Here is a 12056-nt window from a genome sequence, read left to right as displayed (position 1 = left end):
AGCTTCAAAAACTCGTTCCATGGTCAACAGATCTACCCGAATCATGTTATTTAGCTAATCATAAGGAATAACAAAAGTTTAAATGATCCACACCTTGAAAAGCAGGTGTGGATCATTTTACGCTTACGCTTAATTTGACGAAGCCGGTTCATAATTTGACACATATGGTTAATAATTTGACGAAGTTGAATGATAATTTGACATACCTGTGTCAGGCACACCAAAAAAAGACATGCACGCTCGCATGTCTACAAATCCATCAACTTTCTACCCACTCTTTACGGAGAGTAAATAAATCTTTCAGTTCATCTGTTGATAATTCAGTGATCCAATTCTCGCTCTGTATTACCTTTTCAGACAGCTCTTTTTTACTTTCGAGCATCAAGTCGATCTTTTCTTCCAGTGTGCCAAGGGTTATCATCTTATGAACCGTTACAAACTTCTTCTGCCCGATGCGGTGGGCACGGTCGGTGGCCTGGTTTTCAACTGCAGGGTTCCACCATCTGTCATAGTGAATAACATGGTTTGCTTCTGTTAGATTCAGACCTGTTCCGCCGGCTTTTAGCGACAAGATGAAAATAGCATTATCTCCGTTTTGGAAACTGTCTATCATCTCATCACGTTTTTGTTTGGATAAACTGCCGTGTAAGAACAATACAGGTTTGCCAAACTTCTTTTCTACGTACTTCTTAATCAGCTCACCCATAAAGATAAACTGAGTGAAGATCAGACATTTTTCATCCTTTTCAAAAATGGCTTCCAGCAGCTCGATCGTCTTCGAAAACTTAGCTGACTGCTCTTCCAGTTTTGTCAGCTTATCATTCTTCGTATAAAGAGCGGGGTGATCACAGATTTGTTTTAGTTTCCCAAGCATAGCCAGCAGCAAGCCGCGCCTCTGCATGCCTGTTACTTTCTCAAGCTGCTCAAACGTATCCTGTACAAGTCTCTCATATAATGAAGCCTGTTCTTTTGAGAGAGGACAGTATTCTTTGATCTCTTGTTTCTCAGGCAGGTTTAGCTGGACAGCAGGATCCATCTTTGTACGCCGCAGCAAGAAAGGGTGCACAAGCTTCTTTAATTGCTGCAGTCGTACACTGTCATTTTCCTTTTCAACCGGAAGGACAAATTTCTTCTGGAAAGATGGCTCACTTCCCAAATAACCTGGATTAAGAAAATCAAAAATCGCCCATAGTTCAAGCAGCCGATTTTCAACAGGCGTTCCTGTTAATGCGATCTTATGGCGGCCGTTCAACTTCCGGATGCTTCTCGATTGTTTCGTATAACTGTTTTTAATATTTTGGGCTTCATCGAGCACAATCGTCTCCCAGAACGTACCGCCCATTTCTGTAAAATCAAGCTGGCAGGTTGTATACGATGTAATAACAACATCGTAATCCTTATACCATGCCTCGAATTCTTCTCCTTTTTTTCGGTTAGATCCGTAGTGCAATCCAACAGTTAGTGATGGAGAAAAATGCTCCAGCTCTTTTTGCCAGTTTCCAATTACAGACGTAGGGCAAATCAGCAGAAACGTACCTTCCTGTTCCCCTTTTTCTTTTACCTTTAAAAAATAATCGATCGTCTGAACGGTTTTTCCAAGTCCCATGTCATCGGCAAGACAGCCTCCAAGCCCGAACTTCCGAAGAAAATACATCCAGGAGCTTCCTGTCTTTTGATATTCCCTAAGCGTTCCTAGCAGGTTCTCGGCTTTCGGTTCAACCGGAATCGTTTTAATTTCGGACAGTTGATCCATCCAAAGGTTGAGAGGTTCATCCCACTCCATATCGAGCATCGGGCCCTCAAATTCGATTCCTTCAAGTTGATCTTCAGCTGGGTTTGATTCCATATTTAAAAGATGCTGTTCAAGTACATCTTTTAACTGAATCCCTGTACGGTCTACATTTTTGATTAAATGACGGACTTGTTTCATCCATTCTGGGTCTACTCTGTACCATTGTCCGTTTCTGCGGACAAGTCTTCTGCTGCCATCCACAAGCTTACGGAATTCTTCCTCCGAAAGTTCTTCATCTCCAGTTGAAAGCCTCCAGTCAAATTGCATGATTGCATTTAACCCTAAAAAGGACGGTGCTCCGCCTCCGGTTTGAGGTTTAGTTTTGATCTTTGCCTTAACCTTTGGCTGCAGTTCCTGAACGGTTTGCCACCATTCCGGAAGAATACTTGATATTCCAATCTGGCGAAGGAGCTCACTTTTTGAAGTGAGAAAGTCCCATGCTTCTTTTTCTGTGATTTCTTCTCTAATTTCCTTTCGGCTGCCAACCTTAAGCCAGGAAATAAGCTTAGTAACAAGCTCGATATCACTCTCCAGCGTTTCTTGATACGGTTTCCACTCATCTGGTAATAGAGTGCTTTTCCCTTTGTAAGGAACACGAATACCTTCTTCTTTCTCCTGCAAGAAGACATTCAGATTCCATATATCTTTATCTTCCTCATCAGGCTCAGATAGCTCAACTATCAGTTTGAAAGGTTTAGGATCTTCTCTCCAGCCTATTTTAATCAGCCATTCTTCTTCATCCAAATGCCCTAATGCAGATATAACCTGCCTTGAGTTGCCACTTACCATTTCTTTGTTAAAAGATGACGGCATTACAGAAAAATCAGTGTCCGGCAAAGTTGAAAGTGCTTCATTTATCCAAGGAGAGTCTATGCGTTTCCCCTCAGCTTTCCATGACCAATCACCTGATTTCCATGCTTCAAAATCAGGTGACACGAGATCAGCTTTCATTAATTTAGCATAATGGTTTGCTTCTTCAACCAATTCCCAAGAATCTTTTTCCCAATTGCTTTCAGAAAGAAAAAAATCAGGATAGCGATTGAACAGCACAAAAGCTTCTCCCCCGTTTAAATATACATTTTGGTCATCATCTATATCCAGAAGCGTTCCATAAAAAGATGGCTGATGCCACGTAAATAAAAGAGGTTTCCAATCGTTCACATGCACTCTTTTCCTATGTTTGGTGGCCCATAAAACCATATTTCCATGAAGCCATTTTGCGTGAAGTAAAAGATTGCTTGTATCGATCATGAAATAAATTTTCCTTTCCTTAACTCTTCCTGAAATGCTCTTAATCTGCCATATACTGTGGCGATCTGGTTTATATATTGAGAAAAGCGTTCTTCCTCACCAAGATCAAAATAAAGAGTCCGGAGCGTTTTTAGATGCTTAATCGCAGATTGATATGATTTTCTCGTCCGTTCATTGATCAGCCTGTCAATTGTTTGGTGATAGATCGGAAGGACCGTTTCCTTTTGAAAAGAGAGAACTTCTTTTAAATCCTTTCTCTGAATGAGCTCAGGTGAATAACCCATGATTACTTGAAGCTCCACCCATCTCTCATGCTCCCCGATCACCATCAAATATTCTCCATATTCATAAAAGGTTATCGGTAAAAATTCGATAAGCATTTCTTCGTACTGATCTTCATCACCGGTGTGCTGCGCATACTTCCAGAAGTAATTTAAGTACTCATGAAAAAATTCACGTGCATCAGAATGGTAATAATAAGAGCTTACACCTTGTAAAAATTTTGGTTTTAAATAAAGGAGCCATGACAAAAGACGTTCCCATTCCTGCTTATCAACCAAAAGTTTCATCCATACAAGGTAATGCACCATTTCTGCTTTCTTTTCATTCTGACCCAATCGTTCAAAAGCAAGATCATCTTCCTGGCGTGCAAAAGCAAAATGGACAAGAGCGAGCTCGAGCATTTGAGATGATTTGCCTGATTCTTTTTCTTCGAGCAATTGTTTTTCATATTTTTCGATCCAAGTTTTCTCAGAATAGAGAAGAGACCAGCTGATCTGGAATAGATAAAATAATAAATAACCCCATTTAGGCGGGATCTCATAAAGACTTTGAAAGTTTCGGAGGCTCTCTTCGACTAATTTTTTGTTCTCGTTTAGGAGTTTTTCACTATTTATCTCCTTTAATGCCACATAAATCTGATCAGATAATTTTTCAACTGTAGCATCAAAATTCGCCTGTAAATAAGAGGCAACACCATATTGTGCTTCAAACGAAAATAAGCGAATAAGAGTTTCGATTTGCACATGATATCTATAAAGCAATGCAATATCTTCATCAAAAAATTGTCCAGCATTTAAGAGTGCGGGATAATAATCGCGGTAGATATGTACAAAGGTGTAACTCGTATCTTTTCCGTCAGCAAGATCCCGAAAGGAGACGGTTTGCATTTTCCGTTTTTCGAAAGTCTCGAACCGTTCTGAAAAATACTCACGCCACAACTGAACCGAATGTGTATTTTGAACTTTTTTCTCAGGGGAATCATATTGTGTCCGATTTTTTTCATGGTGTTCCTCTGGTTGTTTCATTCCGTCTCCCCTCCTTCAAGTTTTATTACCAATTATAGCAAATTACAGGTTTGCTCATTCATTGCATATCATTTCTATTTTAAAGTAAATCCCCTCTGTTGACCAAAAAAAACAACTTTATTCCTCTTAAACTAATTATTTTCCGTCCGATATCATTAGTAGCAGGTTTGATTTTTTACATCTTTTAATATCTCTGCTGTTGTCTCATTTTGTAATTATTTGTAAACAACGAGTCGTGAATATGATATGCTATGTAAAAAATCGACGAATGAGCAAACTTTTCTAAAGGGAAGGACTCAAACCTATAATGGCTAATTTAAAGGATATGCCAGCCATTTGCAGAATGAACTCCTTCGTCAGTAATAATTGCAAGGGAGATATACATATGAAGGAGAATACCATTCAAGAACGGATTAGCGTCTTAAGGGAAGAACTATATCGTACTTCTCTGCAGCTGAACCATGAACTGGCACATCCGAAATTAGTAAAAGTTAGTCAGCAGCTCGATCAGCTTCTCAACAAATTTACTATTTCACGACAAAAAAACATATAAAAAATGGCCCCTCTTGGCCATTTTTTAAATCTCTTCTTCATAATATTTATTTTTCTTCTGCTCAATCTCATCAATAATCCGCTCAATTTCTTCCTCTGCAAGCTGACTGGAAATCATGTCTTTTCTTAGCAATCTTTCTATTGCCTCGTGTTCAGCATACAAAGCCTCGATAGAAGCAATATGTCTTGTGTCTTCCTCCACTCAGGGTGCTCCTCATACATCGTCATCCCTTGTACTAACAAAGAAAAACACGACAGAGAATGCAAAAATAATAATATCTTCTCGTCCAGGAAATTCTCCCGGTAAACTTAGCGCAAGTGCAATAGACAGGCTAAAACATCCCAATAAGAATGTATGTTTATTTTAGTAGTTGGACTCATAATTAATGAGTGATGCATAATGACCTCCACTCAATCTATTTCTCTAGCTATATTTCCCTTTCCTTTCCAAGCTTAGTCAAATAGGAAACACTGACCATTCGACATACTATAATCGAGTGTTGTTGAATCTTGTAACATTATCACTTCTTTCCACGAAACCCTTTTTCTTTTCATAAAAATAATGCATATTTATTGAGACAAAATCTCTGATGAAAGTTGTGAAATGATACATGCTGCTACAATTAATTGAAGAAAAACGCGAAGTCTTGCTTTGTCTGGGAAAAACATATGGACTTACAGCGAAGGAAACAGTTATATGCAGTCAAGAACTAGATCAACTATTAAACCGTCTTGATGATAAGGAAGATAGAAACGACAATTAACAAACTTTGTCTATTTCCTGGGAAATTTGTCGATAAAATCGTAACCTTCTTAAGAATTTTATCTCCTTCCTCTTCTATCCATTTACTACCTTATTTACCTATTATTATATAAATATAATATTGTAATCTCTTTGTTACCTTCTCCTAACCCGTTTGTCATATTCGATTAGTATAATTGGCAACCGAGGCGTATTTAACCAATTATACATATTAGGAGGAGTTATCATGATAAAAAAATGGGTAATTACAGGGGCTATGGCATTCGGATTGCTCGTTTCTGCTCCCGTTAGCGGAATTGCAGCAATGGGTGATCACACTCTTCGACCAGGTGTATGGGACAACGATGTTTATGAACTTCAAGGCAAATTAAAAGCAATGGGATATTTCGATTTTGCTGTAACGACAGGTTATTATGGCCCAGTTACGAAAGATGCCGTAATTAAATATCAAAAAGCAAAAGGATTATCAGTAGATGGTATTGCAGGGCCACAAACATTTAACAGCATTCAAAACAATATACAAAGAAAAGGTATGACGGTTGCAGCTACGGCATATACAGCGAATTGTGATGGATGCAGCGGAATTACTTCCAGCGGGACAAACCTTAAAGAGATTCCTTACGCAAAAGTAATTGCAGTTGATCCAGATGTCATTCCAATGGGTTCAGTTGTATATGTACCAGGTTATGGTTATGCTGTAGCAGCAGATACTGGGGGAGGCATCAACGGGAACGAGATTGATGTTTACATGAAAAATTACTCAGATGCTGTCAACTGGGGAAGAAAGAACGTAAATATTACGATCATTAACTAATGAAGATGGGGCTCTTTCCCCATCTTTTTTCATTTTTTCAATTCCTTACAAAAATAACTAGAAAAAGAATATGAAAATGCTCTTCTTCTAAACTATAATAGATTTCATGAATTTAAAATAAGTGAAGGTGAATATATGTTTCTTTGGGTTGCAATCATCATGGGTATAATAGAAGGTTTAACAGAGTTTCTCCCTGTTTCGTCTACGGGACATTTAATTATTGCCGGACACATGCTTGATTTTACAGGTGACAAAGCCAAAACCTTTGAGATCGTGATCCAGCTAGGTTCCATTCTTGCGGTTGTTGTTCTCTACTGGAATCGTCTTTGGAGTTTGCTTGGTGTCGGCAAGGTGGCAAAAAAGGAAAACTCTCTAAACCTTGGGCATATTTTTATAGCAATTATGCCAGCAGTAGTGATTGGACTCTTGGTTCATGATTTTATTAAGGCACATCTATTTTCTCCAAACACAGTTATTATCGGACTCGTAATTGGCGGTTTCTTAATGATTTTTGCTGAAAAAGTTCAAAACAAGCAAGGTGTAAATGCTGCAGACCTTGATGATATGACTTATAAACAAGCTTTAAAGATCGGATTGTTTCAATGTTTATCTCTTTGGCCAGGTTTTTCACGCTCTGGAGCAACCATTTCAGGCGGTTTGATCTCAGGATTAAATCATCGTACAGCTGCAGATTTCTCGTTTATTCAGGCCGTTCCGATTATGATCGCGGCATCTGGCCTTGATCTGTATAAAAGCCGTGACATTTTAAGTGCTTCAGACCTTCCATTCTTTTTAACTGGATTTGTAACAGCATTTTTAGTTGCAGCCGTAGCTATTCTTTTCTTTGTAAAATTAATCGCAAAAGTGAAATTAACGCCTTTTGCTTATTACCGTTTTATTATTGCGGCTGTACTGGCTGTATTCTTCTATCTATAAAATCTTTACTCGAGCTCACCATTCTGTTAATGGTGAGCTCTTTTTTCATTACAAAAATTTCAAAAATATTACAATTTATTATTTTCTAAATATTGTAATAATGGTATGGTTATTTTATATACCGCTCGAAAGGAAGATTTTCATGAATATATTAAGCCAAGTAAAATTAGTAAAAAATGCTATTGCTGGAGTTTTAACAGGTAAAGATGAACTAGTTGAATTAACGATGATTGCTTTAGTGAACAAAGGACATCTTTTGTTAGAGGATGTACCTGGTACTGGGAAAACTGTACTTGCTAAAAGTCTCGCACGTCTTATCGGCGGTGATTTCAAACGTATCCAGTTTACACCTGATATCCTTCCTGCAGATATCACAGGTATACAGTTTTTCCATCCAAAACATCAGGAATTTGAAATGCGCCCGGGTCCTGTTATGACTAACATTCTGTTAGCCGATGAGATTAACCGTGCAACTCCACGTGCTCAATCGAGTTTGTTAGAAGTAATGGAAGAGCGTCAAGTAACCATTGACGGTGAAACGTTAAAGCTGCCTTCTCCATTTTTGGTAATCGCCACACAAAATCCAATTGAATCACACGGAACGTTTCCCCTTCCTGAAGCCCAGCTCGATCGTTTCTTTATGAAGCTGCCTTCTGGATACCCTGACTTTGCTCAAGAAAAAGAAATGCTGCATATGTACCGCGTTCAAAATCCTCAAGAGCTTCTCAAACCGGTTTTCAGCCTTGGAGATATCCTTCAGATGCAAGAAGAAGTTCAACATATTTTTGTAAGTGATGAGATTGAAAACTATCTGCTATCCATTGTTCATACTACACGCCAGCATGAGTTTATCGAAAATGGTGTTTCCCCTCGCGGAACCCTTGCTTTTATGAAGGCTGCACAAGGCGCTGCTTATGTAAACGGAAGAACATTCGTTACTCCGGATGACGTACAGCTGGTAGCTCCTTATGTTCTCTCCCATCGCTTGGTTCTTACAATGGAAGGCACCATGAGAAAAACAAAAGAGCAGGTACTAAAAGAAATCCTGGAGTCCATTGATGTACCTGTTGAATCTGAGGCAGGCAGATAATCATGCAATGGATTAATCAGATCTGGATCAAGCCAATTTTTAAAGCGCTTGTATTATTCAGTCCTTTAATTCTCGTTATAGGATTTTATCGTAATATCTCATTTCTTTTTGTTTTAGGTCTGGTCATTTTATTTTTATATGGTGCAACGTTATTACAGTTCAAGTCATCTGCTCAAGATTTGAAACTAGATTCAAATAAGCAGATTTACCGTCTGTTTCCTGGAGATTCTGATGAATTTTATATAAAACTAATTCATAAGGGAAAATGGCCTTCATTCAGGGGTGAACTCTTATTTACACATCGAGATGTTATTTCCGAAACAAATATTGATGCATCTGAGAATTCAAAAGGAAGAATCGAAATAAAACGTCCATTTGCTATTTATAGAAAAACTGCGTATACACTAACCGTTCATTTTGTAGCAAAAAAAAGAGGTACTACAAGAATTTCTAACATTTCTCTGCAGATACAAGATCCGCTTCAGACTAGTGGTCAAGCTTTAGCATTCCAGGAACTATTTCCCGCTGAAATTATTGTTTATCCTAGACCCCTTCCTGTTCACAAGATAGAGCATCTTTTCCATCAAGGAAGCGGTGAAGCAGCACGTCCATTTGCACTGTTTGAGAATGTCTCACTACCAGCTGGAAACCGTGATTATGCGTCTGGAGACTCCTTTCACAAATTACATTGGAAAGCGACAGCCAGAACAGGAACTCTTCAAACAAAGATTTTTGAAAAAACTGTAGTTTACCATTGGACATTTGTATATACTATTCTGCCTGATCATAAAGATATGAAATCTTCTATCCAAATGGAAAGCGAGATTAGTTATCTTGCCTATATGTGTCAATTCGCTGCTGAGAGAAACATTCCATTTGAAGTCTATATCAACTTTAAAGTGCCTGGTCCATTTGGACTCTATCATGTATCTACCGGAAGTGGTCCTCAACATTTAAGTAAAGTACTAGAAGGACTCGCCCGTATTGACCGCTCCAATGTTACCGTAAAACCACATATAATGTGGACAAAAATGGACCGGAACTTAGCTGGATCTGTACCATTTATTATCCTTCTCGGGACTATTCCAAATGATTCAAGCACACAATTCATTACGGATAAATGGATAAAGTCAGGCGGGAAAATCTTTTTAGTGAATCAAACCGGAACTGAAGCATACTTGATGCCATACACTTCAAGGGAGGTAGTTCCATGTTAAATAGACAGAAAATTATTTTATATGGAATGAATTTACTATTTGATTCCATACTTCTCTTTTTATTTTATGTTTTGCTTTTACAAGGTGCATCATGGCTGGATTTTGCCTTATATGCAGCAGTATTGCTGCCTTTAATAGCTTTTAGTGGAGCATTATATATTTTCAAACCTAATCTATTAAAACTGACGCTGGCATTTTCAGTTCTCATATCCACTTTGTTATTTTGGTTTATAACTTCTTCTATTCTTTTATCTGCAATACTTGCTGTCATTCTTACTTGGAGAAGTACAGAAAATTGGCAGGACCCATTAAAAACAGATTTGGAAATTATCTTAACAATTAGTGCCGTTTTTGCACTGTTTCTTTCCTTCTTTTTTAAAGATGGATTCACAGTCATGTATGGAGCCGTTTGGATTCAATTCATGCTAATGCTCGGAATAAAGATGACTGTTCATTATTTTAAGAATTCTGATGCTGAAAAAGTATGGAGAGACTTTTCCGTTCCACTAGCTCTTGTTTCATTGAGCGGTGTTATCTTTGCTTTTTTAGTACCCATTAAACAATTTATCTACTGGCTTTTAGATGGCGTGTTATTTTTAATGTATTACATCTTAGCAGTACCATTATGGAAGTTATTCAGTTTGTTCGCTATACCAATTTCCTATTTAATCAAACTCTTTAAAAAAGAGGAAGAAGAAGGCAAATCAGAATTAGGGGTAGCTGAAGAGATCCTCGAACAAGAGCCTCAAGAGTTACTTTCTACGAACTACACTTTACTCTGGTGGACTGCGGTTGCCTTACTTGCAATCATAGTACTTATTTATATCTGGAGAAAAAAATTATTGTTTAATTTTAGAGCGGACGCAGTGTTAACAGGTAATGTATCAGCATTAACCAGTTCAGATTTAAACGGATCAGCTTTTGGTAAGAGAAAATGGCTCCAGTCAAAAGACAGAACAAGAAAAAAGTTTTTGCACTTTGAAAAAGTGATGGATAAACGTGGATATGCAAGACTTCCAGGAGAATCTGCCCCTTTATGGTTTGAACGATTAAAACTTTTTGGTAAAGAAGCCGAATCCGTTTTACATGCCTATGAAAAGGTGCGTTATGGTGAGAAAAAAATAACTGATGAAGAGTTCAACCTTTACGCAAAGGCCATAAAAAAACTCGAAAAATCAGAGCATCTCCAGAAAAAAAAGTCTGAATAAGGCTTCTTTTTGTGTTCCTTTCTTTTCATTCCTACCTTTCTATATTAGACTTGGTATATAGAAACAGTCGGAATTAAGTAATAAGGAGGGTCACAAATGACACCAAAAATATATGTCATCCATGAAAACAGCGAATGGACGGCACCTTTATTCCAGCGCTTTGAAGAATTAGGTCTTCCCTATGAAGATTGGCACATGTCAAAAGGACATATTGATTTAACAAAATCACCTCCTGAAGGCGTTTTTTATAACCGTATGAGTGCTTCTTCTCATACAAGAGGACACCGGTATGCACCTGAATATACTTCAGCTGTATTGGCTTGGCTTGAGAGCTACGGCAGAAAAGTGTTCAATAACAACCGTGCGCTGCAGCTTGAAATCAGTAAAGTAAATCAATACAGTGCTTTAAAAGCATTTGATATTCCTGTCCCCCGTACCATTGCGGCATATGGAAAAGAAGAGCTTTTAGAAGCTGCAGCCGGCTTTGATGGGCCGTTTATTACGAAACATAACCGGGCCGGCAAAGGTCTTGGAGTCCAGTTGTTTCAAACAAAGTCTGCTCTGGAACCTTACGTGAATGGGGATACTTTTTATGATTCCATCGACGGTATTACCCTCTTGCAAGAATATATAGAAGCACCTGAACCATTTATCATACGCTGTGAATTTATTGGCGGAAAGTTTCTCTATGCCGTAAAAGTGGATACTTCAGAAGGATTTGAACTTTGTCCAGCAGATGCCTGCCAGATTGGGGATCAATTTTGTCCGATTAGCGATCAGCCTGAAGAATCCGAACCAAAGTTTAAAATCCTAGAAAACTTTACCCTGCCTTATCAATCAAACTTTGAGGCATTCTTAAAAGCAAATGGCATTACATTTGCGGGGATTGAAATCATTACGGATAAATCCGGAAATGTGTATGCGTATGATGTGAATACGAACACAAATTACAACCGTGAAGCTGAAGAGAAAGCTGGCATCTTTGGGATGAAAGCAATCGCAGAGTTTTTAGGAAAAGAATTAAAGAATTAAAGAATTAAACCATTAGTTCGTTCAGAAGCAAGATCCGCCACTTATCAATGAACAAAAAAAAGGTGAAGAGGCTTAAATGACGCCCTTCACCTTT

The 12056-nt window shown here is 38.2% G+C and carries 11 protein-coding genes; 8 read left to right on the top strand and 3 right to left on the bottom strand.

Annotated elements, in window-relative coordinates:
- Positions 1 to 259 precede the first annotated feature (259 nt).
- Together M3196_RS15285 and M3196_RS15280 are read right to left on the bottom strand one after the other, a co-directional pair.
- Positions 260 to 2953, bottom strand: coding sequence for a DEAD/DEAH box helicase (locus M3196_RS15285; RefSeq protein WP_251323176.1), 2694 nt, complete (start codon positions 2951 to 2953; stop codon positions 260 to 262).
- An 86-nt stretch (positions 2954 to 3039) separates the two neighbouring features.
- Entirely contained in the window at positions 3040 to 4350 is a 1311-nt protein-coding gene (locus tag M3196_RS15280) for a hypothetical protein (RefSeq protein ID WP_251323175.1), read from the bottom strand.
- Between the two features lie 385 nt (positions 4351 to 4735).
- Between M3196_RS15280 and M3196_RS15275 the strand changes: the two genes are divergently transcribed.
- Positions 4736 to 4903, top strand: a complete 168-nt coding sequence (locus M3196_RS15275) for an aspartyl-phosphate phosphatase Spo0E family protein (protein WP_251323174.1) — start codon at positions 4736 to 4738, stop codon at positions 4901 to 4903.
- Between the two features lie 24 nt (positions 4904 to 4927).
- Here the strand turns inward: M3196_RS15275 and M3196_RS15270 are convergent, their stop codons facing one another.
- A complete protein-coding gene (locus tag M3196_RS15270) occupies positions 4928 to 5104 on the bottom strand; it encodes a hypothetical protein (protein ID WP_251323173.1) in 177 nt (58 codons plus the stop codon).
- A 409-nt stretch (positions 5105 to 5513) separates the two neighbouring features.
- Here M3196_RS15270 and M3196_RS15265 point away from each other — a divergent pair, with 409 nt between their 5' ends.
- From M3196_RS15265 to M3196_RS15230, 7 genes are all read left to right on the top strand, one after another.
- Positions 5514 to 5666, top strand: a complete 153-nt coding sequence (locus M3196_RS15265) for an aspartyl-phosphate phosphatase Spo0E family protein (protein WP_251323172.1) — start codon at positions 5514 to 5516, stop codon at positions 5664 to 5666.
- Between the two features lie 225 nt (positions 5667 to 5891).
- Entirely contained in the window at positions 5892 to 6479 is a 588-nt protein-coding gene (locus M3196_RS22245; protein WP_425311009.1) for a 3D domain-containing protein, read from the top strand.
- A 135-nt stretch (positions 6480 to 6614) separates the two neighbouring features.
- A complete protein-coding gene (gene bacA / locus M3196_RS15250; RefSeq protein ID WP_251323171.1) occupies positions 6615 to 7415 on the top strand; it encodes an undecaprenyl-diphosphate phosphatase in 801 nt (266 codons plus the stop codon).
- A gap of 100 nt (positions 7416 to 7515) precedes the next feature.
- Positions 7516 to 8505, top strand: a complete 990-nt coding sequence (locus M3196_RS15245) for an AAA family ATPase (RefSeq protein WP_276531386.1) — start codon at positions 7516 to 7518, stop codon at positions 8503 to 8505.
- 2 nt (positions 8506 to 8507) lie between these two features.
- On the top strand, positions 8508 to 9722 hold the full coding sequence (locus M3196_RS15240; protein ID WP_251323169.1) for a DUF58 domain-containing protein: 1215 nt from the start codon (positions 8508 to 8510) through the stop codon (positions 9720 to 9722).
- Positions 9716 to 10930, top strand: coding sequence for a hypothetical protein (locus M3196_RS15235; protein ID WP_251323168.1), 1215 nt, complete (start codon positions 9716 to 9718; stop codon positions 10928 to 10930). The genes M3196_RS15240 and M3196_RS15235 overlap by 7 nt, the downstream gene beginning before the upstream one ends.
- 96 nt (positions 10931 to 11026) lie before the next feature.
- Positions 11027 to 11962 carry an ATP-grasp domain-containing protein gene (locus tag M3196_RS15230; protein ID WP_251323167.1) on the top strand — a complete coding sequence of 312 codons (936 nt, stop codon included), beginning with the start codon at positions 11027 to 11029 and terminating at the stop codon, positions 11960 to 11962.
- Positions 11963 to 12056 lie beyond the last annotated feature (94 nt).

The organism is Fictibacillus nanhaiensis (assembly GCF_023715445.1).
Lineage (GTDB): Bacteria > Bacillota > Bacilli > Bacillales > Fictibacillaceae > Fictibacillus > Fictibacillus nanhaiensis_D.
Note: the sequence above shows the minus strand (reverse complement) of the source record. Positions and strands in the feature narration are given on the sequence as shown.